At 37.5% G+C, this 22,572-nt stretch carries 24 protein-coding genes; 14 read left to right on the top strand and 10 right to left on the bottom strand.

From position 1 onward, the window contains the following. Positions 1 to 25 precede the first annotated feature (25 nt). On the bottom strand, positions 26 to 1,183 hold the full coding sequence (locus W908_RS03395; RefSeq protein ID WP_053819931.1) for a phosphoglycerate dehydrogenase: 1,158 nt from the start codon (positions 1,181 to 1,183) through the stop codon (positions 26 to 28). After that, complete coding sequence (serC, locus tag W908_RS03390; protein WP_053819930.1) at positions 1,183 to 2,262, bottom strand: 3-phosphoserine/phosphohydroxythreonine transaminase; 1,080 nt, start codon at positions 2,260 to 2,262, stop codon at positions 1,183 to 1,185. The genes W908_RS03395 and serC overlap by 1 nt, the downstream gene beginning before the upstream one ends. 280 nt (positions 2,263 to 2,542) lie before the next feature. Here serC and serB point away from each other — a divergent pair, with 280 nt between their 5' ends. The 5 genes from serB to W908_RS03365 all read left to right on the top strand — a co-directional run bounded on the left by serB (position 2,543) and on the right by W908_RS03365 (position 7,375). After that, positions 2,543 to 3,367 (top strand): phosphoserine phosphatase SerB, encoded by an 825-nt coding sequence (gene serB, locus W908_RS03385; protein WP_053819929.1) that lies wholly within the window; start codon positions 2,543 to 2,545, stop codon positions 3,365 to 3,367. A gap of 120 nt (positions 3,368 to 3,487) precedes the next feature. Further along, positions 3,488 to 3,922, top strand: coding sequence for a DUF2141 domain-containing protein (locus tag W908_RS03380; RefSeq protein ID WP_053819928.1), 435 nt, complete (start codon positions 3,488 to 3,490; stop codon positions 3,920 to 3,922). A gap of 28 nt (positions 3,923 to 3,950) precedes the next feature. Next, on the top strand, positions 3,951 to 4,595 hold the full coding sequence (locus W908_RS03375) for an NAD(P)H-binding protein (RefSeq protein ID WP_053819927.1): 645 nt from the start codon (positions 3,951 to 3,953) through the stop codon (positions 4,593 to 4,595). 112 nt (positions 4,596 to 4,707) lie between these two features. Next, on the top strand, positions 4,708 to 5,808 hold the full coding sequence (gene aroC / locus W908_RS03370; protein ID WP_053819926.1) for a chorismate synthase: 1,101 nt from the start codon (positions 4,708 to 4,710) through the stop codon (positions 5,806 to 5,808). 25 nt (positions 5,809 to 5,833) lie between these two features. After that, entirely contained in the window at positions 5,834 to 7,375 is a 1,542-nt protein-coding gene (locus tag W908_RS03365; RefSeq protein ID WP_053819925.1) for a SulP family inorganic anion transporter, read from the top strand. 26 nt (positions 7,376 to 7,401) lie between these two features. Here W908_RS03365 and W908_RS03360 read toward each other — a convergent pair whose 3' ends face one another. Both W908_RS03360 and uvrB read right to left on the bottom strand, forming a co-directional pair. Further along, positions 7,402 to 8,070: a hypothetical protein gene (locus W908_RS03360; RefSeq protein ID WP_053819924.1), complete on the bottom strand. Its 669-nt coding sequence runs from the start codon at positions 8,068 to 8,070 to the stop codon at positions 7,402 to 7,404. Between the two features lie 41 nt (positions 8,071 to 8,111). After that, positions 8,112 to 10,097 (bottom strand): excinuclease ABC subunit UvrB, encoded by a 1,986-nt coding sequence (gene uvrB, locus W908_RS03355; RefSeq protein ID WP_053819923.1) that lies wholly within the window; start codon positions 10,095 to 10,097, stop codon positions 8,112 to 8,114. Between the two features lie 61 nt (positions 10,098 to 10,158). Here uvrB and W908_RS03350 point away from each other — a divergent pair, with 61 nt between their 5' ends. The 3 genes from W908_RS03350 to W908_RS03340 all read left to right on the top strand — a co-directional run bounded on the left by W908_RS03350 (position 10,159) and on the right by W908_RS03340 (position 14,265). Beyond that, positions 10,159 to 11,334 carry a pyridoxal phosphate-dependent aminotransferase gene (locus W908_RS03350; RefSeq protein WP_053819922.1) on the top strand — a complete coding sequence of 392 codons (1,176 nt, stop codon included), beginning with the start codon at positions 10,159 to 10,161 and terminating at the stop codon, positions 11,332 to 11,334. Positions 11,335 to 11,413: 79 nt separating this feature from the next. Beyond that, complete coding sequence (locus W908_RS03345) at positions 11,414 to 12,841, top strand: aldehyde dehydrogenase family protein (protein WP_020025287.1); 1,428 nt, start codon at positions 11,414 to 11,416, stop codon at positions 12,839 to 12,841. Positions 12,842 to 12,861: 20 nt separating this feature from the next. Beyond that, on the top strand, positions 12,862 to 14,265 hold the full coding sequence (locus W908_RS03340) for a M81 family metallopeptidase (RefSeq protein WP_053819921.1): 1,404 nt from the start codon (positions 12,862 to 12,864) through the stop codon (positions 14,263 to 14,265). Here the strand turns inward: W908_RS03340 and W908_RS03335 are convergent. After that, positions 14,255 to 15,190 (bottom strand): serine hydrolase domain-containing protein, encoded by a 936-nt coding sequence (locus W908_RS03335; protein ID WP_236849167.1) that lies wholly within the window; start codon positions 15,188 to 15,190, stop codon positions 14,255 to 14,257. The two genes, W908_RS03340 and W908_RS03335, sit on opposite strands and share 11 nt — an antisense overlap. Positions 15,191 to 15,490: 300 nt before the next feature. Between W908_RS03335 and W908_RS03330 the strand changes: the two genes are divergently transcribed. Continuing rightward, positions 15,491 to 15,859: a hypothetical protein gene (locus tag W908_RS03330; protein WP_020025284.1), complete on the top strand. Its 369-nt coding sequence runs from the start codon at positions 15,491 to 15,493 to the stop codon at positions 15,857 to 15,859. Between the two features lie 87 nt (positions 15,860 to 15,946). Then, entirely contained in the window at positions 15,947 to 16,819 is an 873-nt protein-coding gene (locus W908_RS03325; RefSeq protein ID WP_053819920.1) for a DMT family transporter, read from the top strand. 9 nt (positions 16,820 to 16,828) lie between these two features. Here W908_RS03325 and W908_RS03320 read toward each other — a convergent pair whose 3' ends face one another. Then, positions 16,829 to 17,053 (bottom strand): hypothetical protein, encoded by a 225-nt coding sequence (locus W908_RS03320; protein ID WP_020025282.1) that lies wholly within the window; start codon positions 17,051 to 17,053, stop codon positions 16,829 to 16,831. Between the two features lie 30 nt (positions 17,054 to 17,083). Further along, positions 17,084 to 17,386 (bottom strand): hypothetical protein, encoded by a 303-nt coding sequence (locus W908_RS03315; RefSeq protein WP_053819919.1) that lies wholly within the window; start codon positions 17,384 to 17,386, stop codon positions 17,084 to 17,086. 160 nt (positions 17,387 to 17,546) lie between these two features. On the opposite strand from W908_RS03315, the gene W908_RS03310 reads away from it, so the two are divergent. Beyond that, positions 17,547 to 18,404, top strand: coding sequence for an alpha/beta hydrolase (locus W908_RS03310; protein WP_053819918.1), 858 nt, complete (start codon positions 17,547 to 17,549; stop codon positions 18,402 to 18,404). Here the strand turns inward: W908_RS03310 and W908_RS03305 are convergent. Further along, positions 18,401 to 19,234, bottom strand: a complete 834-nt coding sequence (locus W908_RS03305) for a phytanoyl-CoA dioxygenase family protein (RefSeq protein WP_053819917.1) — start codon at positions 19,232 to 19,234, stop codon at positions 18,401 to 18,403. The two genes, W908_RS03310 and W908_RS03305, sit on opposite strands and share 4 nt — an antisense overlap. Next, positions 19,234 to 19,740: an RDD family protein gene (locus W908_RS03300; protein WP_053819916.1), complete on the bottom strand. Its 507-nt coding sequence runs from the start codon at positions 19,738 to 19,740 to the stop codon at positions 19,234 to 19,236. The genes W908_RS03305 and W908_RS03300 overlap by 1 nt, the downstream gene beginning before the upstream one ends. Positions 19,741 to 19,812: 72 nt before the next feature. Here W908_RS03300 and W908_RS03295 point away from each other — a divergent pair, with 72 nt between their 5' ends. From W908_RS03295 to W908_RS03285, 3 genes are all read left to right on the top strand, one after another. Next, on the top strand, positions 19,813 to 20,229 hold the full coding sequence (locus W908_RS03295) for a tetratricopeptide repeat protein (RefSeq protein ID WP_053819915.1): 417 nt from the start codon (positions 19,813 to 19,815) through the stop codon (positions 20,227 to 20,229). A 146-nt stretch (positions 20,230 to 20,375) separates the two neighbouring features. Beyond that, complete coding sequence (locus W908_RS03290) at positions 20,376 to 20,855, top strand: pilin (protein WP_236849166.1); 480 nt, start codon at positions 20,376 to 20,378, stop codon at positions 20,853 to 20,855. Then, on the top strand, positions 20,833 to 21,273 hold the full coding sequence (locus W908_RS03285) for a type IV pilin protein (RefSeq protein WP_020025275.1): 441 nt from the start codon (positions 20,833 to 20,835) through the stop codon (positions 21,271 to 21,273). The genes W908_RS03290 and W908_RS03285 overlap by 23 nt, the downstream gene beginning before the upstream one ends. 35 nt (positions 21,274 to 21,308) lie before the next feature. Here the strand turns inward: W908_RS03285 and W908_RS03280 are convergent, their stop codons facing one another. Then, complete coding sequence (locus tag W908_RS03280; RefSeq protein WP_053819913.1) at positions 21,309 to 22,559, bottom strand: type II secretion system F family protein; 1,251 nt, start codon at positions 22,557 to 22,559, stop codon at positions 21,309 to 21,311. Positions 22,560 to 22,572 lie beyond the last annotated feature (13 nt).

The following is a 22,572-nucleotide window of genomic DNA, read 5'->3' as shown; positions in this document are numbered from 1 at the left end:
GCCTGCCCAGGGCGCCAAACTATATTTAGAGCGCCCTTACTTTTAAAATTCCTTCTACTAGCTTTATATTGTCAATTATTGAGCTAGAAATCTCTTCCTCAACATCAATCAAGGTATATGCAAAATCTCCTCTAGATTTATTTAACATATCGACAATATTAGCTTCTTCTTCTGCAATTGCCTTTGTGATTTGTCGGACCATATTAGGAATATTTCGATGAGTAATTGCAAGGCGTTCACTACCTGCTCTAGGCATCTTTGCATCTGGAAAATTTACTGAATTAAGTATATTTCCATTTTCTAGATAGTCTTTAATTTGCTTTGCTATCATCATTGCACAATTCTCTTCTGCCTCTGAAGTAGATGCTCCAAGATGAGGAAGTGCAATGACTCTGTCATGATTTTTTTTCTCATCAATTGGAAAGTCTGTAACATAATACTTTACGCTTCCACTATCAAGAGCTTTTATTAATTCATCCTCATCAACTATACCATCTCTTGACATGTTGATTACAACGCATCCATCTGGGAGAAGTGCAATTCTTTTGGCATTTAATAAGTTTTTTGTAGCATCAACTAAAGGTACATGAAACGAAACGAAATCACTTTTGGAAAACAGCTCCTCTAAGGAAAGAGCCTCCTCAACATCTGAAGAGATCTTCCAAGCGTTCTTCTTTGAGATAGATGGATCGTAGCCAATAACATCCATTCCAAGTGTGCTTGCAGCATTCGCAATTTCAACACCAATAGCACCAAGACCAACAATACCAAGTGTTTTGCCTGGAAGTTCAGATCCAGAATATTGCTTTTTTCCATCCTCAACAGTAGCCTTAAGATTATCAAGTGGCAGATCATTAACATATCTCCATCCTTGACATATATTTCGACTTGCCAAAAGCATTGAAGAAATAACTAGCTCCTTAACTGCATTGGCATTCGCACCTGGCGTATTAAATACAACCACGCCATTATCACTCATCTTTTGAAGAGGAATATTGTTGACACCTGCACCAGCCCTCCCAACAGCCTTAAGGCTATTTTGAATTTCCATATCATGCATTTTTGCACTTCGAACTAAAATAGCATCTGGATTATCATTAGAGGTTGAGATCTTATAAGTATCTTTAGGAAACTTTTCTAAACCAAGGGGTGAAATATTATTAAGTACCTGTATGTTTTGCATTACCCAAAATCCTTTTCAAAATCATTCATAAAACTCACAAGTGCATCCACTCCTTCTTGAGGCATCGCATTATAAATACTAGCCCTCATACCGCCAACACTGCGATGCCCTTTAAGTGCAAGCAAGCCTGAATCTTTAGAACGCTCTAAGAACTTACTTTTCAACTTCTCATCTGCCAGTAAAAAAGGAATATTCATCCATGAGCGATATTTGATTGAGACTGGGTTAGAATAAAAATCTGAATTATCAATTGCACTATAAAGTGTCTCCGCTTTAGCCTTATTAATTTTTTGCATTGCGCTTAGCCCACCTTGTTCTTTTAACCATTCAAAAACCCTTCCAGCTACATACCATGGAAACGTTGCAGGTGTATTAAACATAGAATCATTATTGGCTTGAGTGGCATAATCAAACAGCTTTGGTTGTCCATTAACGGGATGACCTATCAAGTCATCTCTGACAATCACAATGGTAAGTCCAGATGGCCCAATATTTTTTTGTGCACCTGCATATATGACGCCGTATTTTGAAACATCAATCTCTCGAGATAAGATTGTTGAAGACATATCTGCAGCGATCGGCATGGAGACATCGGGAATGTAATCAAACTCTAGGCCTGCAATCGTTTCGTTTGGCGTGTAATGAAAATAAGCAGCATCTTCATCAACTTTCCAATCATGAAAATCTTCGATATCTGTGAAGTTGTTACCTGAACTATCAGTACAAATATTAACGTCACAGTATCTCTTTGCCTCTGCAATTGCCTTAACGGACCAGTGGCCAGTGTTTGCATAATTTGCTTTAGATCCACCCCTTAATAAATTGATTGGTACCATCGAAAACTGAGCTGATGCCCCGCCCTGAAGAAAAAGCACCTTGTAATGATCAGGAATTTTTAATAGCTCTCTCAAATCTTTTTCAGCCTTCTGAGCAGCCTCCATAAAATCAACCCCTCGATGGGATATCTCCATTACAGATGCTTTAGAATTCTCATATTCAATAAGCTCTTCTTGAATTCTCAGAAGAACTTCTTGAGGCAGCATTGCTGGTCCAGCACTAAAATTGTATGCTTGAGTCATATTAGAATATATAAATTATTTAAAAAAAAAACGCTCAGGTGCGCCCAGTTAACTAAGCCCATCTAAACGTCATTGTTTTTTTAAATAACCACCTTTGGTTATAAAGAAACATTATTATACCAACCTCCAAAGAAAACTTATCATTGGCTTTGTGACAAAATGTCACAACGTTATTTTTTTGTCTTTATTGTAAAATCATAATGTTTTGAGAATCATACAAATACTCCACTATTGTAAAATAGTTTTTCTTAATACTTAATTACACTTTTCTAATCTTTCAATGAAGACGCTTATATTTCATAGCCTTGAAACTTTATCAGCAAAAAAACTTGCATTAGACCTTGGTGGTGAGGTTGAACTTAGAAAAAATCACTATAGAATTCATACTAAAAAGGATTTTGATATAGAAAGTTACAGGCTCTCTAGTGACATAGACCTTAACATTTTTGACAACAATTTTGATTATCAAGATATCAGACTCATGGTTAGCGATATGGACTCCACTTTAATTACTGTCGAGACGATCGATGAAGTTGCCAAAGTGGTTGGATTAAAGGACGAGATATCTTTAATCACTGAAGCGGCAATGCAGGGACATTTAGACTTCACAGAGTCCTTCAAAAAACGATTATCAATTCTTAAAGGCACAAATAACTCAATCTTTGAGTCAGTTTATAGAGATAAAGTTAAATTCAGCCCGGGTGCAGAGGAATTAATCAACTACTTCAAATCAAATCAAATAAAGACAGCAGTCGTTTCAGGAGGTCTTAAATTTTTTGCTGAAAAAATTAAAAGTCAGCTTGGTGTTGAAAACTTCCGCGCTAATGATGTTGAGACAATCAATCAAACAATCACTGGCAACATAATAGGAAATGTGATTGATGCTAAAGAGAAAGCCAAATATATTGGCGAGTTATGTGATCAATACAAATTAAAGGAAAACCAAGTTATTGCAATAGGAGATGGTGCCAACGACATAGAAATGATGAAAATTGCAGGGCTATCTGTTGCATATCATGCTAAACCTATACTCAAGCAGTATTGCAGTATTCATATAAACTTTGGAAGCCTTAGAAGTTTAATTGATTTTTTTGAAGAATCCTAATCTTAATAATACAAATCTTGATTAACATTGAAAGTAGTTCATTTAAAAACCATAAATAATTCATTAAGTTTTCTTATCTATAAAATAGAATATAATCCTTAAAATTCATCTCGGTTTATTATGAAATTAAAATCAATATTACTAACTATATTCCTATCTTTATTTCTTTTAAGTTTCTTCAGTATTGCTAAGGCCGATGATCACCTTCATACTGTTAGTGGTTCAGTGACTGGCTGCTCGTCAAAACACGCTGTTCATGTTTTAGTTTATGAAGAGTCTGGATTCAAAGGCATGAACCATAGCCAAGAGAGTATTTATAATCCTGAGAAAGGCTCAGACTGTAATATTTCTTTCAGTATGCAGGTACCATCGGGACCTTACGCCCTAGCTTCTTTTGAAGATAAGAATGGTAACGGAGAATTGGACTTCTTTTTCTTTATCCCAAAAGAGCCAGCAGGCTTTTATCAGTTTAGCGGGATGGGTGCGCCCAAGTTTGATAAGATGAAGGTTGATGTCAATTCTGACATAGATAATATTGAAATTGTTCTACCTTAAAATACCTCATAACTCAGTAAATCATTAAATGACTACCTCAATCATTGCGGGATCTTCTGGACTGGTTGGTAACAATATCTTAAATCAGCTTTGCGAGAAGAATCATAAGGTTATTGCAATCACTAGAAAACCTATTTCAAGTCTTCCCCCTAATGCTTCAGAGCTCATCATTGACTTTGAGTCCTTTCTAATCGAAGGATCTTTACCAGCTTGTGACCATGTGTTTCTTTGTCTTGGAACCACTATGAAGATTGCAGGAAATAAAAATAATTTTCGAAGAGTTGATTTTGACTATTCTATTGATATTGCTAAAAAAGCGTTTGAGTCAGGCGCAAAAAAATTAACACTGATTTCTTCTGGTGGAGCGGATAGTTCTTCAAAAAACTTTTATCTTAGAGTTAAAGGTGAACTCGAGGACTCTATTATTGATATTGGATTTGAGAGTGTAAACATTTTCAGACCTGGTTTTTTAACAGGATCTGGTGGAAGAAAAAGGGCTACATCTGAAAAAATATTCATGAAGCTTGCAAAATTTCTTGACCTTGTTCTTATTGGCTCTACAAGTAAGTACAGAAGCATCAATGCTAAAGTTTTAGCAAAAAAAATGGTTTCCACATTGAAAAGTAAGCCAGGAGTTCATTATTATTATTACGAAGACTTCATAAAGCCCTAAACTTCCTGTACTCTATTAATCTTGAGTTCATTCAGTTTGAGTGAATATTATTAGACCTAAATTTTGTCACTGGTATAATGTCTGCCATCATAGCAAAGCATATCATTAGACAATGTCAGGCAACTCATTTGGAAAATTATTTACTTTAACGTCCGCTGGTGAAAGTCATGGTGAGGCGTTATTAGGCATTGTTGATGGCTGCCCTCCTGGGATGAAGCTCACTGAAGAAGACCTTCAGGGTGATTTAGATTTAAGAAAGCCTGGAAGCTCAAGACACACAACCCAAAGGAGAGAGTCAGATGCAATCAAGATTGTTTCTGGAACTTTTGAAGGGGTGACCACTGGAACTCCTATAGGTCTTTTAATAGAAAATACTGATCAAAGGCCGAGAGATTATACCAACATTGCAAACTCTTTTAGACCTGGCCATGCTGACTTCACATACCAACAAAAATATGGGTTAAGGGATTATCGTGGTGGTGGCCGCTCTTCTGCCAGAGAGACAGCCATAAGAGTTGCTGCTGGTGGAATTGCTAAAAAGTATTTAAATGAAAAATATGGTATTGAGATTCATGGTTATCTGTCTCAATTGGGTCCAATCACTTTTGATAACTTTGACTGGGCCGAGGTGCACAATAATCCATTCTTTTGTCCAGACTCATCAAAGGTACCTGAACTCGAAAAGTATATGGACAATCTAAGGAAATCAGGAGATTCCATTGGTGCAAGAATAAATATTGTTGCCAGTAATATGATTACTGGACTCGGAGAGCCTATCTTTGACAGGTTAGATGCAGATATAGCTCATGCAATGATGAGTATTAATGCAGTCAAAGGCATAGAGATAGGATCAGGTTTTGAAGTTGTCAATCAAAAAGGTTCAGACCATAGAGATCCAATTACTCCTGAAGGCTTTACCTCTAATAACTCTGGCGGAATACTTGGTGGTATAAGTTCAGGACAAGACCTTTTGGTTTCAATTGCTTTAAAACCGACCTCTAGTATTCGTCTCCCTACTGATAGTATTGATAAAAAAGGCCACTCAACGGAAATTAGTACAACAGGTAGGCATGATCCTTGTGTTGGTATTAGAGCGACTCCTATTGCAGAAGCAATGCTTGCAATTACACTTATGGATCACGCTCTAAGGCATCGCGCTCAAAATGCTGATGTTAAATCAGAAACGCCATCCATTCCTGCATCCAAGCAGTAATTAGACTTCAATTTAAAAGGAAATAATGTTTAAGCTTATCCATAAGCGCGTTCCTAGTAACGCGAAAAATGATGTTTTGTCAGGTCTCACCGTTGCACTTGCTCTTGTCCCAGAAGCAGTTGCATTCGCTCTTTTAGCTGGACTTAATCCACTTGTTGGGCTTTATGCGGCGTTTACAATAGGAATTGTTACATCAATCTTGGGTGGAAGGCCTGGAATGATTTCAGGAGCTACTGGAGCCATTGCTGTTGTTATTGGTACTTTGGTTGCCCTTCATGGTGTTGAGTATTTATTTGCAGCTGTAGTCTTAACTGGAATTATCCAAATTGTATTTGGACTCTTGAGAATGGGTAAATTTATACGACTCGTTCCACACCCAGTTTTTCTAGGCTTTGTAAATGGCTTAGCCATTGTCATTTTCCTCTCTCAGGTTAAACAATTTAAAGTGGGTGGTGAATGGATCACAGGAACTCCACTAGCACTTATGTTAGTGATCGTTGCAATCACTATGATGATTATTCATTTTTTACCTAAATTAACTCGAGCTGTACCCTCAACTTTAGTTGCAATAGTAATTGGAACTCTAGCGGTATTATTTTTAGGTTTAGACACCCGAACGGTTGGTGATATTGCCCCTATAGGCGGCGTTTTTCCTCCTTTTCATCTCCCTGATGTTCCACTGAGCATTGACATGCTCAAAATTGTTTTTCCATACGCCATAGTGATGGCACTAGTTGGCCTCATTGAGAGCTTATTGACACTTAATTTAATTGATGATTTAACCGAAACTACAGGTCAACCAAATCGGGAATGCATTGGGCAAGGAGTTGCAAATACGGTTACTGGTTTTTTTGGCGGAATGGGCGGCTGTGCGATGGTTGGACAAAGTTTAATCAATATTAAATCTGGAGGAAGGGGAAGGTTATCAGGCATTGTTGCCTCTCTCGTTCTTCTATTTTTTATTCTTTATCTCGCCAAGTATATTGAAATGATTCCAGTTGCAGTGCTTATAGGTGTGATGATGATGGTTGTCATTGGAACATTTGAGTGGGGCTCATTTCGTCTATTTGGCAAAGTTCCTTTACCAGATATTATTGTGGGAATTGCAGTTGCAGTCATTACTGTATTAACTGATAATCTGGCGCTTGCAGTTATAGCTGGCGTTATTATGTCAGCTTTATCATATGCATGGGAATCTGCAGGGAAGATTCACTCAATGGAAGAATATGAATCAGATGGAAAGAAAACCTATAGACTTCATGGTGCTCTATTTTTTGCTTCCATTAATACCTTTCACTCAATCTTTAATCCGAAAGAGGATCCAGGAAATGTTTATATTGACTTTAAAGATTCAAGAGTAATTGATCACTCTGCAATTCAAGCAATTGATAAACTTGCTGAACGTTATCAAAAAGTGGGTAAGACACTTCATTTAATGCATCTTAGTGAAGAGTGCAGGCTTCTGTTAAAAACAGCTAAGCAATTGGTAGAGGTTAATGTTCTTGAGGATCCTCAGTATCACGTTGCAATTGACAAAGCAAAAGATAGAATGGAAGGTAATCTATAGTTATCTTTTTGTAAATGCTTTACTTGTTATGGATAATTTATATAAATTAAAGGATTTATTTCACTATAAACACTATCAGTTGTGCCTTTGAAGACTATTTCTGCCTCATCTCTTCTTTTAAGGACTTTAGAATAGTAAAGGTATGGTTTTTCAGAAACAAATACAGCAGTGGCATCAACTTGAACTTCATTCCTACTATCACTTATAACTCTAAAGTTTGTTGAATCTCCTGGCAATTCAAATCCTAACATAAAATTGATATCAGTCAATTCACTGTTTAGCGCGTCTGCATAGTCAGTAGAACTTAGGCTAATTTCGATCTCATCAACGCCTTGAACCAAAAGAACGGCAACTCTATTATTGCTAGCTAAATAATTTTGTAAACTATCTAAAGTTCCCATCGGGATTGTTGTTTCAATAACAAGTGTCTCTCCCCAGTCACCTGATGATTGAGAAAAAATAGAATCTGGAGCAAGATACTTTTCAGCAATTTGACTAGCACTCTCTAACTCACCATCATCATCACTATAAAGTGAAAAAGAAGCCATAACTGGAACCTCTAAAACTTCTCCCTCTTGAGCAACATCAATATCAGTAGTATAAATAGACACTTCAACATTACTAGGTGAACATGAAGTTAAAAATACAATCAATAAAACAGGAGTTATAAGCTTTGAAATTATATTTATTTGCATGTTTATCAATTACTTAAAATTAATACAATATTATCATAATATTACTTGAATTGTCCATCTCTTAAAAATTTGATTTGATTTCTAATATCTGCCGCTTGTTCAAACTTTAACTCTTCTGCATACTGATACATTTCTTTCTCGAGTCGCTTCAACTCTTTAGAAAGCTGCACAGGTGAGAGTCTGACTTGAACATTTTCTGAAACTGCTTCCTCAATATCAGCCGCAGAGAGATCAGTATCGAGTATGTCAATAATTGGCTTTATAACACCTTTTGGTATTATTCCATTTTCCTCATTAAAGACTTTCTGCTTATCTCTCCTGGATGATGTGACATCCATAGCCCTTTGCATTGAATTGGTTATTCTGTCAGCATAAAGAATAACACTGCCATTGATATTTCTAGCAGCCCTTCCCATTGTTTGAATCAGGGAGCGCTCAGACCTTAAAAAACCTTCTTTATCAGCATCCAAAATTGCTACAAGTGAAACTTCAGGGATATCGAGCCCCTCTCTTAGAAGGTTAATTCCAACCAAAACATCAAACACACCTAGACGTAAATCACGAATAATTTCAACCCTTTCAACTGTATCAATATCTGAGTGAAGATATCGAACCTTGACATTATGGTCATTTAAATATTCACTAAGCTGTTCTGACATTCTTTTAGTGAGGGTTGTCACCAGAACCCTTTCTTTAATAGCAACCCTTTTATTAATTTCAGATAATAAATCATCCACTTGGGTCTCTACAGACCTCACCTCTATTTCAGGATCTAAGAGTCCGGTTGGCCTTACAACTTGTTCAGCAATAACGGTTGAAACCTCAAGCTCATAATTTGCTGGGGTTGCAGAAACTAAAATGCATTGGTTTAATCTTTCTGAAAATTCTTCAAATTTTAATGGTCTATTATCAAGCGCTGAAGGAAGACGAAACCCAAAGTCAACGAGTGTCGTTTTACGAGCCCTATCACCGTTATACATCGCCCCAATTTGACTCACTGTGACATGAGATTCATCTAATATAACAAGAGCATCATCCGGCAAATAATCAAAAAGCGTCGGTGGAGCCTCACCCGGTTTCCGCCCTGAGAGATATCGAGAGTAGTTTTCAATGCCTGAACAATAACCAAGCTCTCTCATCATCTCCATATCTTGAACAACCCTCTGCGAAAGTCTTTGATCCTCAACCAACTTGTTTTGAGAAAGAAGCTCTTTTTTTCTAACTCCAAGCTCAATTTTAATGTCATCCAGTATATTTTGAATCGTAGATTCAGGAGTAACGTAGTGTGTTTTTGGATAAATTGTTATTCGTTTAAGTGATTTAAGCTTTTCACCGGTGAGTGGATCAAACCAAGAAAGACTCTCCACTTCATCATCAAACATTTCAATTCTAATTGCCCTCTCTTCAGAGTCGGCTGGGAATATGTCAATAACCTCACCCTTAACTCTAAAATGTCCACGAATTAGAGTCACGTCGTTGCGGGTATACTGCATCTTTGAAAGTGTGGCAAGAATTTCTCTCTGATTTGTAATTTCACCGACCGTTAGATGGAGCAGCATCTTCATATAACTTTCAGGGTCTCCAAGACCATAAATGGCTGAAACGCTCGCAATAATAATGACATCTTTCCTCTCAAGAAGTGATTTTGTAGCAGAGAGCCTCATTTGCTCAATTTGCTCATTGATTGAAGCATCTTTTTCAATGTAGGTATCTGATGCAGGCACATACGCTTCTGGCTGATAGTAGTCATAATAAGAGACAAAATATTCAACAGCATTATTGGGGAAAAACTCCTTCATTTCACTATAAAGCTGGGCCGCCAGTGTTTTATTAGGAGCCATAATGAGGCTTGGCTTTTGACTTTTTTCAATGACATTTGCCAGAGTGAATGTTTTTCCAGATCCTGTCACTCCAACGAGCGTTTGATACTTCTCTCCAGACTTAATTCCATCAAGTAACTTTTGAATTGCAGTTGGCTGATCACCCTTCGGTGAAAAGTTTGATTTGAGTTGAAATTTTCTAGCCATTATTGGCAGTTTATGATTAAAATAAAACCCTTAATTTTAAACCATTTAAAGAGTACAGTAAATGTCATCAATCTTATCGAATCGTGTCCAAAAAGTTAAACCTTCTGCCACAATGGCGGTCAGTGATAAAGCCAAAGAATTAAAATCTCAGGGAATACAAATTGTATCTATGGGCTCAGGAGAGCCTGACTTTGATACACCAGCTAATATTCAGAAGGCAGCCGTTAAGGCAATTGGAGCCGGTGAGACCAGATACACGCCTGCTGATGGAACTCCTGAACTAAAAAAAGCGATCTGTGAAAAATTTAAAAGAGAGAATGGTCTTGATTATTCTGGTACTGAAGTTATGGTCTCTTGTGGAGGTAAACAGGTTTTTTATAACCTATGTCAAGCAATTTTAAATGAAGGTGATGAAGTTATTATCCCAACTCCGTACTGGGTGTCCTATCCTGACATGGCTATTCTGGCTGATGCAACCCCTGTTTTTATAGAGGCTGGGCTTGATCAAGATTTTAAAATAACACCTGACCAGCTTGAAGCGAGCATTACTCCTAAATCAAAACTATTTGTCCTTAATAGCCCTTCCAACCCAACTGGATCAGTCTACTCTAAATCAGAAATTGTAGCCCTTGGTGAAGTCCTTGAAAGGCACCCTCATGTGCTTACAATCAGTGATGATATTTATGAGCATATACGATGGGGCGAAGATGATTTTGTCAACATTGCTATGGCCTGTCCAAATCTAAAAGAGCGCGTTGTTATTTTAAATGGCGTCTCTAAAGCCTATGCAATGACTGGATGGAGAATTGGATACGCTGCTGGTCCCGAGGCAGTCATCAAAGCTATGAAAAAAATACAAGGTCAGTCGACCTCAAATCCAAGCTCTATTTCTCAGGCTGCTGCTCTTGAGGCAATCACTGGTGATCAGTCATTTATATCAATGATGGTTGAAGCTTTTGAGCGTCGCCATGAGTTTTTAGTCACTAGCTTAAATGAAATTGATGGCATCGAATGTCCAAGGTCCGGCGGAGCATTCTACTCATTCCCTAAAGTTCAAGGCCTTATCGAAAGGCTTGGACTTAAAGATGACGTTGAATTTTCAACTTTCTGCCTTGAAAAACTGAGCTTAGCTGTTGTTCCTGGATCAGCATTTGGTGCTCCAGGCTATGTCAGATTATCTTTTGCTACGAGCATGGACAATATTAAACTTTCAGTTGATAAATTAGCGAGTATCTAAACATTGATTTGTTTATGTTTTAGCTTGACATCTAAAATTTCTTAATATAACCTCTATTTTTTTGTAAGGAGATTAAATCATGCTTGATAAAAGAAAATTCTATATTAATGGTCAGTGGGTTGAGCCTTCTAAAAAGAATGACTTCGATGTCATCAACCCTTCTGATGAAACTGTTTGTGCAGTTATCTCGCTTGGTTCACAAGAAGATACTAATGCCGCTGTTACTGCTGCAAGAGAAGCACTACCATCTTGGTCAAGCTCATCAAAAGAAGATAGAGTTGCCCTATTAGAGAGACTTTATTCTATTTATGAAAGAAGGATGGATGAAATGGCTGAAGTCATTTCCATTGAGATGGGCGCTCCAATTGATTTTGCGAAAGCATCACAGGCACCTTCTGGAACTAGTGCCATTGAAGACTTTCTCAACCAACTCAGAAAGTTTGAGTTTGAAGAGCAGCTTGATGACTCAGATAACCAGCTTATATATGAACCAAAAGGGGTTTGCGCCCTTATTACGCCATGGAACTGGCCAATAAGTCAGGTTGCCCTAAAAGTTATTCCAGCCATAGCTGCAGGCTGCACGATGGTTTTGAAGCCCTCTGAAATTGCCCCTTTAGACTCTATGATCTTTGCAGAAATGTTAGAGGAGGCTGGCTGCCCAGCAGGGGTATTTAACCTTGTGAATGGTGATGGTGCTGGCGTTGGAAGTCAGCTTACCTCTCACTCAGACATAGACATGGTTTCTTTTACTGGCTCAACTAGAGCTGGCGCGTTAATCTCTCACAATGCTGCTGATGATTTTAAAAGAGTTGGATTAGAGCTTGGCGGGAAAGGAGCCAATATAATCTTTGCAGATGCAGATGAAAAGGCCGTTAAAAGAGGCGTTAGACACTGCTTTAATAATACAGGTCAATCCTGCAATGCGCCGACAAGAATGCTTGTTGAAAGATCGTTCTATGATAAAGCTGTAGAGATAGCTAAAGAGACAGCTCTTTCAACGAAGACTGATTTAGCATCAAAAGAAGGTAAACATCTCGGACCCGTTGTTTCACAGCTACAGTTTGATAAAATTCAAGCCTTAATTCAGGCTGGTATAGATGAGAACGCAACACTTGTAACAGGAGGTGTGGGCAAGCCTGATGGACTTGAAACTGGCTACTTTATTAAACCAACTATTTTTGCAGACGTTAACAATCAAATGACTGTTGCTCGCACTGAAATTTTTGGACCTGTTCTTGCAATGATTCCTTTTGATAGCGAGGAAGAGGCAATCGAGATTGCAAACGATACGCCTTATGGTCTAACTAATTATGTTCAGACTCAAGACCCTGCAAGAGCCAAAAGAATGTCCAAAAAACTTCTCTCTGGAACCGTTGAACTGAATGGCAAAGGTGCTGCTAGTGGCGCTCCATTCGGAGGATTTAAGCACTCTGGTATTGGTAGGGAAGGTGGCGAACATGGCTTTAATGAATATATCGAAGTCAAGGTTGTTACAGGCTGGAATTAAATTATTTAAACTAATCCGCCATGGCTATTAAACAAATAGCTATTGGCGGAATCAGTACAGAGTGCAGTAGTTACTCCCCTCTCTACCAAAATAAAACTGATTTTGAAACGATTCAAGGCCAGGCTCTGCTTGATCTAGTTGACTACCCTTTCAACGAATTTAACATAAAGACACATCCTTTATTTTTCAAAAAGTCAGTCCCTGGTGGCCCCATTGAAAAGCAATATTTTAAGGATGTTATGGAAGAGTTTATTAGTGAAATAAAGACTCTTGGAAGGCTAGATGGTATTCTACTTTTGATGCATGGAGCGATGTATGTTGACGGAATTGATGATCCTGAAGGAAAATGGATTGCCTCAGTTCGAAGGGCTGTTGGAAATGAATGCATTATTTCCGTTAGCTATGATCTTCATGGTCAAATGACTGATAAAATTATAAGCAATATTGATGCGTTTGCAGCCTTTAAAACAGCGCCCCATATTGACGTTATAGAAACTTACAGGCGATCTGCATCAATGCTTGCAGATGCAATTAATAAAAATATTAGGCCACAAGTTGTTTGGTCTCAAATTCCAGTACTCGTTTCAGGTGAAATGTCCTCTACCTTTGTTGAGCCCTGTAAATCAATTTATAAAGAGCTTGAGCTTTATAACCAGCAGAACGATATTATTGATTGCAACCTCATGGTTGGCTATGTCTGGGCAGACACCCCTAGGGCATCAGCATCATCAATAGTCACCTGCACTAATCAAATAACTGGCAGTGAGGTATGTAAAGCAATTGCTAAATCCTACTGGAGTAATCGATATCTTTTAGAATCAGACATGCCCACTGGGAGCATAAAAGATGCTTTGGCTTGGATGAGTAAGGACTTTTCAATCATCGCTGATAGCGGTGATAACCCAACTGCAGGGGGTGTGGGAGACAGAGCAGACATACTAAAAGAGGTTTTAAAGCAAAAGATCAGATACACACTATTTGCTGGAATCGCTTCAAAATCAGCCTACGAAGCGCTCAAAGATGGCAATGAATTTACCCTAGGGGGAACGTATGGAGGAGGAGGCCCATCACTCAAACTTAAAGCAGACCATGTCTTCTTTAAAAATGATTGCGCCGTTACTTCTGTATCAAACACAGTTGTCATAATCACTAAATTAAGGCGACCTTTTCACAATCTAAAAGACTTTACTGATCTGAATTTAGACCTTAAAGATTTTAAAACTCTTATTGTTAAGTCGGGTTACCTCTCTCCTGAGCTACAATCACTTTCTGCGCAAACATTTATGGCGCTCACCAGTGGTGCTGTAAATCAGGACATCAAGGGAATTGAAAATAATAACCGGATGCAGAAGATTTATCCTTTCCAAGACTTTAATGATTATTCTCCAGTTGTCAGCAATGGTGAGCATTTAATTAACCAATAGCATCTAAAATTCGACCAATTAACGCCTGCTCATTCCATTGATTAGGACCAGCTCCAACCCTAACAACTACCGCCTCCTTGGATGGAATCACGTAACATCTATTTGAGTTATAACCCTCCAATGAGTACATATCTTTTGGAAGACCTGGCCAGCGAGAGCCCTGGGTATTAACCCAAAATGTATAACCATACTCTAGATTTAAATTCTGAGAGGACTTGGTGGCCATATCAACCCACCAACTTGGAATAATCTGCTGACCACTCCAATAACCATTATTTATCAGTAAGTATCCAACTCTTGCAAGCTCTCTTGCTGAAATATGCATGCCGACATGTGCGCTAGTGTGCGGCCCAATGAACTCACCACCGCCATGAACATCCCAACTAGCATTCTCAACACCTATCTTCTTAAACACTTTCTCCTGCATATATTCATGCATTTCTTGTTGCATAATCTCTTTAAATAAAACCGATAAATGCGCTATTGCGGGATCACTATAATCCCAAACTGAACCTGGATCTCCTATAAGCTTATCAGTTTTTTTACCATAACGATTTTCTTGATAACCTAGAGCATGCTCGAAAGGCCCGCTATTGATTTTTGGAGGTATGCCAAAGGTCAATTGGCCTTCTCCTGGAATTCCAGAAGTCATGCTAAGCAAGTGACCAATCGTTATCTTTTCTTTAAGCTTGTCAGTCACTTTAAAAGATTCAGGAAGAAATGAGTATGCCAAACTATCTAATTTAACTTCTGCATTATTGGGCAATAATCCATTTTTGCTCTCTTCTAAAAGAAGGCCCCAAGCAATCCCTGTAAATGATTTTGTACAAGACCAAACATCAAACCTACTTCCAGGAAGGGTCATAAAGCTGTAGTGCTCCTTAATGATATATCCATTTTTGATAATGACTATTCCAGAAGCCAAATTATCAAAAAAATGTTTGTACTCCTCGATCGCATCATTGAGTAAATCAAAATCTACATCAGGGATAGAGCTCGAATTATTTTGATCAGAAAAACGTCATCCACCCTCTGATTCAGGCTGAGGAACGTAGTTATTTTTTAGATTTTGAGAATTTTTCATCACGCAATTGTACTTGGAAAAAATCAAAAGTCTAAAAAAAAATATGATGAGTTTATGGTAAGATTTGAGGCTATAAAACTCTAAAAATAAAAAATTTATATTAAAAAAAACTAGTTAATTCAATATTATAGGAGAAATATTATGACTTTAACTTTAGTGTATCGACTTAATGGATTAATCGGTCTTATATGGGCTGCATCCATGCTGTTTGGAACTGATATGATGGCTGCCTCTTATGGCTGGGAGGTGACTGCCCCTATGGTAACAATGGCGCAGTTTTTAGCCATGTCATTCTTTTTTATTGCTGTATTTTTTATTATGCTACCAAATTGGACATCTGAAGAGCAGCTAAAAAAAGCCACCAAAACACTCATACTAGTTCAAATGCTGGCGGTTGTGATGCAGGTTTATCATTTAACCTCAGGCGCTATTCCTTCAGGAGGTATGCCAATAAGTGGAATAGTCCTTAGCCTTGTCTTCATCATCCTTTTTTATTGGAAATCACGTTAAAAACAATCATAATATATTAATTTAATCTATTTTAATATTCAGAAGGAGGTCATAATTGACCTCCTTTTTTATTGTGAAAAAATAATATTGAATTCTAAACAAATTCTTTTAGCACTTATTGTCCCGATAACCTGGGGGCTAGGATTCACCCTAGCCAAAATTGGCATGGAGCAATTCTCTGCACTCCTCATTATGTCAATTCGTTTTGGAATTGCTGGACTTGTCTTGGTTTGGTTTACAAAACCACCATGGGGCCATATGAGAGAAATATTTGTTGTTGCCCTAATTGGCTCAACAATTCAGTACGCTTTAACCTACAATGGACTCAAAGGAATAGATGCATCAACAGCAGCTATTTTGGTTCAACTCGAAGGACCCATACTAGCTCTTATGGGAACAGTCTTATTAAAAGAAAAGCTGGGATTAACTCGTGCTTTAGGAATGGGATTTGCATTTTTAGGCGTCTTTATTATTGCTGGTGAACCAAGACTGGATGGGCATATTGATAGTGTTATATTATTAGTAGCAGGCTCAACAGTATGGGCTGTGGCGCAAATAATGATTAGTCGATTGAAGGGCCTATCTGGCATTACAATTCTCGCGTGGGTTGCGATTATGGCTACCCCTCAAATGTTAATAGCATCTTTAATTATAGAGGATGGCCAGTGGCAAGCAATTACTTCAGCAAGCCTTGTTGACTGGTCAATTATTTTTTATTTAGCCTTTATTATGACAGTTGTAGGCTATAGCGTATGGTATCACTTATTGAGTAGTGTCGATGTAAGTCAGGTTTCTCCTTTTCTAATGCTTCTTCCAATCTCCTCAATTATTGCTGGAATGGTACTTCTTGATGAAAAACTCACTCTGTCAATGATTATTGGAGGACTAATGATCATGACGGGTGTTGCCAGCACTCTCATTAATTGGCGCTGGCCCAAAAAACAAATCAACTTACCTTAGAATTAATAGTTACTTATAAAATGGATCAACTGACTCAAATTGAGAGGTTATCTTTCTTATCCATTTTGAAATTGCAATCCCTTTACTCAGCTGGAGCGAATTGTTTTCTGATTGTATATTCTTTGCTAATTTACCAGCTAAAGGAAGTTCCATCTGCTCTTGTAAATAATCAGTTTCTTTATCTAAATCCTTTCTTAAGTCCTTTATCTTACTTATGACACTGCTATCTGACATTAATCTTCTCTCCTAATAATTTTTAAACTTTTAATCTCTTTTTTGAGATTTCCCTTTTGAGACTTTTTTAGAAGCTTTGTATTTACTCTCCCACTTCTTATCAAGCTCCGTTTTTGCAACATCTTTATAGTCAATTCCACTGATATCCTTAAACTCAGATATTGCATCTTCCATTGCAGTCTCAAAAACACCAGAGAGAGACATGCTATAACCAAAATCTTTAGCAGCCATTGAAGCGCCCCTAAATGCATCAAAAACGGGCCTGCGAATTCTTACGCTGACCACTCTTTTCTCATCTTCTTCTTGATTTTTTTTTGTAACGTATTTGCCCATCTAAAGATCAATCAAAATCTATGTTAAAAGTTAGTATACACTTATTGTATACTTTTTGTAATTTTATTTTATTACTTTTTGTATACAAAATTAATAATTTTTTTAAGAAGTTAAAGCTATAATTAAAATCAAAAATATGTATCAAAAAAATTAGCTCAGAATGATTGATCTTAGTAATGTCGAAAAACAAATCAAAAGTGATGAAGACGAAGCCCCTAAACTTCGTCAAAATATTGGAAAGAAAATTTTGTGGGCTGGAAAGTCATCTCAAAAAACCTCTTTAAGTATCGTTTTTATTCATGGGTTTTCTGCGACCCGAGTTGAACTGAGTCCAGTGATTGAAGAAGTTGCAAAACGTATAGGAGCAAATGTTTTCTTCACGAGGCTTACTGGCCATGGTCAAGATGGTATTGCTTTAAGTGATGCCACCTTTGATGACTGGATTTCAGATACCAATGAGGCAATTCGTATCGGTGAAATGATTGGTGATGAGGTTATTCTTATTGGCTCATCTACCGGTTGCTCACTTATCCATTGTATTCTAGAAGTTCAGAAAAAAGTTAAATCTGTAATCTATGTCTCACCCAATTTTGGGCCAAGCTCCTATAAGGGCCACTTTCTTAGGTTGCCGGGTGCAAAGTGGTTTATTCCTCTGATTTTGGGAAATGAACACTCCTTTACTCCAAAAAATTCTGAGCATGCTCGCTGCTGGACAACTCGCTACCCAACAAAAGCACTTTTTCCAGTAAAGGACTCTGTGGTTGCTGCCTCTTTAGCAAATCACAGCAAAATACAACTGCCGATTCTCTTTTGGTTTTCAGATAATGACAAGGTTGTATCCCCAAAAGCAACGCGAAAAATCATTTCTAAAATGGGTAATAATGTTGAGATTTTTAACCCTATACTCTCATTAGAGGATGACCCCTCTAAGCATGGTGTTCTTGGTGACATTTTGAGTCCAACTAAAACTGAGCAAGGGGTTAATAAAATTCTCGAATGGATTAGAAAGAATATTTAATAGCTGCGTTTTGTCGCAGCACCTTTATAGAGAATATTGGATAAGTTTTCATTAGCAATTTTTCTTTGAGCAACGGTAACTGGATCCATATTATGCTTTGGACGTTCTAGCAACATCCCATCATCATCTTGCCTCTTTTGACCACGCACATGCGTCCATATGTTTTGACCCACAACTTGTTTGATCTTTGGAGACATATAGGATTGTAATGAAAAGCCAATTCTTCTTTGATTACTATTATTTGGCTGAGAGCCATGAATAATAGTGCCATGATGAATTGACATTTCACCGGGCTCTAAAATTAAGTCGACCGCTTTAGTTTCATCTACATTTTGAACCACCTGACCTCGAGTTAAAATATTGTCCTCAGCGTATGTATCTTCATGCTTTTGGAGTCTGAGTTTGTGACTTCCTGAAATCATGGTCACACATCCAGTGTCTTTATTGCTCGGGCTTAATGCAATCCATGGCGTTGGAAAATCCATGCTATCTAGGCCCATATAGGTTGCATCCTGATGCCAACTCACATAGTGCTTAGAAGAAGGCTCCTTTATAAACATGACAGACGCCCAAAGAGAAATATCAGGACCAATCAGATCTTCAATAGCATCCACAATAATTTTATTATGTGCAAGTGCATCTAGACAAGTGAATGAAAGGTGTAAGTTGTTTCTACTTTCTGAATTCATTTCTTCTGGAAATTCAGCCTCAACATGCTCTAATTCTTTTTTTATTGATAGCGCTTCATCTACAGACATAACCCTTACTGGAGATATAAAACCTTCATCATGGTATCGCTCAATTTGTTCACTTGTTAAAACTTTAGGCACTAGGATTTCTCCTCTTCTTCATCATTGTCTTTTGATACATTAAAGATGACCCTCTCCGTATGTCGATTTCTAATGACAACGGTTCCAGCTAGTTTGTCATGCCAGCTTTGGTTTCGACGATCGAATACAATCCATAGATATCCAAGACCAAAAATAACCATAGATAGAATTGTTGCAAAGTATCGACCAACTGCCTGTCCAGTGGATATTGAAAGGCCAGTTTTTTCATCAACAAGCCTTAATTGTGTTGCCATCTTTCCTGGTGTTGCTTGGAATTTAATCCAAAACCAAATAGTAACAATAAATGGGAGGAGGTATTGAAAAAATAATTCAAAAAAATCAAATGAGCTATAGCTATTTTGATAATTTACATTTTGCAAATAAAGGTCACTAAATAAGTACATGGACAAAATAGATAGAACTCCATAGACAACTACAAAGATAATTAAATCTATCAGATTAGCGCCTACTCTTATCCAAAAACCTGCGTATTCATCACCTTTCATATAAAATACTAACAATCAAAATATTGATATCTATTATAAATATCTTTAATTTATTTTCCACTTTATATCTTTATGAATTCAAAATTTACACTAATATTTATTGTACTTAGTTTTGGAATAGTTACTCTCAGTTCTGCCGATTATGCAACTGGTTTAAATGCCTATAAGAAAGGTGACTATAAAACTGCCTTAATGGAGTGGCAACCACTCGCAGAGAAGGGCTTATCTGAGGCGCAGTATAACTTAGCAGGCATGTTTGCTAAGGGGTATGGGGTTGTTGTGGATGATGAAAGGGCTGTTTATTGGTATAAAAAATCAGCTGAACAGGGATACCCTAAAGCACAACATAATTTAGCCTTAATGTATTTAATGGGAACTGGGGCCACGCAGTCCTATGAAAAGGCAAAACATTGGCTGCAACTCTCTTATGAAAATGGGATAGAAGCATCAGAGGCAGTATGGAATAAATATGAGCTCTGGAACTACTGATTATTTTCAACTCTAGAGCCTGCAATTTAGTCAAAATAACAAAAAAATTGTATTCAATATTAATTTAAATCTTTTGAAAATTATTAAGGTATACTGATAATTAATCGAATTTGTAATTAAGAAAGGATGATATGAAACCTATAAAAATGATCAAAACAAAAGTTGTCGAAATGAAAAAGAAAGCTTTTACTTTAATTGAGCTTTTGATTGTTGTAGCAATTATTGGAATTCTAGCCGGAGTTGGTGTTCCAATGTATAACGGCTATATGGCTACTGCCAAAGTGCAAAGTGCCACAACAAACCACAAAAACGTAAAATCTTTTGTAGCAGCAACGCTTACTAAATGCTCTACAGGTTCTCAATATGTTACGCTGGGAAGTAGTAACCGATATTGCAATCAAAATGCGAACACGTGGGCTAGTTATTTCAGAACATACTTTAACTCTATTAACAAGAACCCATATGGTGGATCGTACGTTACTACAACTACTTCAAGTCCTATATTAGGTGGAACTATGATTAGTTATTCTGGTAATCGCATTGTTTTAAGAACTAATATTGGCAATGAATCTGGTGGAAATGCCTACTCTCCATCTTCTGGCTATGATTATATTACAAAAGAGTAAGATTATCATTTTTAGAGAAAATATTAAAACCCGCTTTATCGCGGGTTTTACACTTATTGAGCTCTTAATAGTTGTTGCCATCATTGGGATCTTAGCAGGCGTTGGTATTCCCGCTTATAATGGCTATATCACAGACTCGAAAGAGGAGACAGCAAAGAATAATCTTAGGTCTATTGCAATGATGCAGTCCAGCTATTTCTCGGACAATAATAGCTATTATTTAGCCAGTAACACTAACTCAATTAATACGAATCTGTTTGGTAAAAGCACTTTAGATACATCAGGTGACTACGACTACAGGACAGTTTCTCATGCCTCTGGCTTTCAAGCAGTTGCAACACCTAAGTCTGGAAAGGGTGTAACTAAGTATTGTCTTACTCAGAGTAATGATCTAAGAAGTGCTGGTCAGTGCCCTTAGTTCAATGATAAAAAGAATTATTTAGATTCTTCCAACTAGAAAGTATCTCCCATAGCAAACATTGGCGTGTACATTGCAACCAGTATACCGCCAACAGTAACGCCCATAAAAACCATCATTATTGGCTCAAGCATCGCCGTTAGCTTCTCAATCACAACATCCATTTCACTCTCGTAATAGCTTGCAATAGATCCATACATCTCTTCCATATTACCGGTCCTCTCTCCAACAGAGACCAGAGCAACAAATGAGGGAGGAAATATAGCGGGCGTTTTTTCGAATAATTTAGATAATGGTTCACCAGAAAATACACCTCTTCTGACTTCAACCATTGCCTCTTTTATAATAACGTTATTGCTTGCACTAGCAGCAATATCTAATGCCTCCATTTCGGGAACACCTGCTGCCCTGAGGTTTCCTTGAATCATCGCAATCTTTGACAGTGATGACATACTAACTAAACCACCAAAGAGAGGGAGCTTAAGTACAAGTTTGTGCCAGGCAGTTTTGACCTTATAGTTTTTTCGGATGGCGAAAGACAATCCCATAAACGAAGCAACTAATAAAAATGCAACGACACCGCCCTTAAGAGGATCTCTAAGAAAATTGCTCGCATTAACCACAAACTGCGTCGCTGCTGGAAGTCCACCTGCCTTTCCAGCAAACATCTCTTCAAAAACTGGAACCACAAAAACGAGCATCAATGTTACAACAGCACCCGCAACAATCAAGAGTATTGTTGGATAGGTCATGGCTCCTTTAATGCTTTTTTTAATCTTTTCTTGCTTCTCCATATTAATCACTAATTTGGATAAGAATAATTGTACCTTTCCACTCGATTCTCCAGCCCTAAGAAGATTAATATAAATATTATCAAAGGCCCCTGGAAACTTTTCAAATGAGTCTGATAGTGTATTACCAGTCTCAACAGACTGGTGAATATCAGCAACAATTAATTTAAAACCTTTGTGCTCAGTTTGATTCTCAATCATTTTTATAGTCTCAAGAATAGGTAAGCCAGCCCTAACCATTGTCTCAAATTTTTTAGTAAAGGTGATGACCTCTTCGATTGGGACTTTTTTGGGGATCTTTGTTTTTTTCTTAGATTCTTTGACTTCCTTTTTTGCCTTAATAACTTCTTCCTTTCCAGACACTTTTTCCAAGGAAGTAATAATAATTTTATCTTCTTTGAGTTTAAAAGCAGCCTCATCCTTATTAATAGCAATAACCTTACCTTCGGTATACTTATTTGCCAGAATGCCTTTATATGCGTATGTGACGGCCATTAAAACCCTATGT

This window comes from Candidatus Pseudothioglobus singularis PS1 (assembly GCF_001281385.1).
Classification (GTDB): domain Bacteria; phylum Pseudomonadota; class Gammaproteobacteria; order PS1; family Pseudothioglobaceae; genus Pseudothioglobus; species Pseudothioglobus singularis.
Note: the sequence above shows the minus strand (reverse complement) of the source record. Positions and strands in the feature narration are given on the sequence as shown.

What these genes read in the sequence shown, in the direction of transcription:
- W908_RS03395 (WP_053819931.1), bottom strand. Translation starts at nt 1,183, where the DNA reads ATGCAAAACATACAGGTACTTAATAATATTTCACCCCTTGGTTTAGAA.
- serC (WP_053819930.1), bottom strand. Translation starts at nt 2,262, where the DNA reads ATGACTCAAGCATACAATTTTAGTGCTGGACCAGCAATGCTGCCTCAA.
- serB (WP_053819929.1), top strand. Translation starts at nt 2,543, where the DNA reads ATGAAGACGCTTATATTTCATAGCCTTGAAACTTTATCAGCAAAAAAA.
- W908_RS03380 (WP_053819928.1), top strand. Translation starts at nt 3,488, where the DNA reads ATGAAATTAAAATCAATATTACTAACTATATTCCTATCTTTATTTCTT.
- W908_RS03375 (WP_053819927.1), top strand. Translation starts at nt 3,951, where the DNA reads ATGACTACCTCAATCATTGCGGGATCTTCTGGACTGGTTGGTAACAAT.
- aroC (WP_053819926.1), top strand. Translation starts at nt 4,708, where the DNA reads ATGTCAGGCAACTCATTTGGAAAATTATTTACTTTAACGTCCGCTGGT.
- W908_RS03365 (WP_053819925.1), top strand. Translation starts at nt 5,834, where the DNA reads ATGTTTAAGCTTATCCATAAGCGCGTTCCTAGTAACGCGAAAAATGAT.
- W908_RS03360 (WP_053819924.1), bottom strand. Translation starts at nt 8,070, where the DNA reads ATGCAAATAAATATAATTTCAAAGCTTATAACTCCTGTTTTATTGATT.
- uvrB (WP_053819923.1), bottom strand. Translation starts at nt 10,097, where the DNA reads ATGGCTAGAAAATTTCAACTCAAATCAAACTTTTCACCGAAGGGTGAT.
- W908_RS03350 (WP_053819922.1), top strand. Translation starts at nt 10,159, where the DNA reads ATGTCATCAATCTTATCGAATCGTGTCCAAAAAGTTAAACCTTCTGCC.
- W908_RS03345 (WP_020025287.1), top strand. Translation starts at nt 11,414, where the DNA reads ATGCTTGATAAAAGAAAATTCTATATTAATGGTCAGTGGGTTGAGCCT.
- W908_RS03340 (WP_053819921.1), top strand. Translation starts at nt 12,862, where the DNA reads ATGGCTATTAAACAAATAGCTATTGGCGGAATCAGTACAGAGTGCAGT.
- W908_RS03330 (WP_020025284.1), top strand. Translation starts at nt 15,491, where the DNA reads ATGACTTTAACTTTAGTGTATCGACTTAATGGATTAATCGGTCTTATA.
- W908_RS03320 (WP_020025282.1), bottom strand. Translation starts at nt 17,053, where the DNA reads ATGTCAGATAGCAGTGTCATAAGTAAGATAAAGGACTTAAGAAAGGAT.
- W908_RS03315 (WP_053819919.1), bottom strand. Translation starts at nt 17,386, where the DNA reads ATGGGCAAATACGTTACAAAAAAAAATCAAGAAGAAGATGAGAAAAGA.
- W908_RS03310 (WP_053819918.1), top strand. Translation starts at nt 17,547, where the DNA reads ATGATTGATCTTAGTAATGTCGAAAAACAAATCAAAAGTGATGAAGAC.
- W908_RS03300 (WP_053819916.1), bottom strand. Translation starts at nt 19,740, where the DNA reads ATGAAAGGTGATGAATACGCAGGTTTTTGGATAAGAGTAGGCGCTAAT.
- W908_RS03295 (WP_053819915.1), top strand. Translation starts at nt 19,813, where the DNA reads ATGAATTCAAAATTTACACTAATATTTATTGTACTTAGTTTTGGAATA.
- W908_RS03290 (WP_236849166.1), top strand. Translation starts at nt 20,376, where the DNA reads ATGATCAAAACAAAAGTTGTCGAAATGAAAAAGAAAGCTTTTACTTTA.
- W908_RS03285 (WP_020025275.1), top strand. Translation starts at nt 20,833, where the DNA reads ATGATTATATTACAAAAGAGTAAGATTATCATTTTTAGAGAAAATATT.
- W908_RS03280 (WP_053819913.1), bottom strand. Translation starts at nt 22,559, where the DNA reads ATGGCCGTCACATACGCATATAAAGGCATTCTGGCAAATAAGTATACC.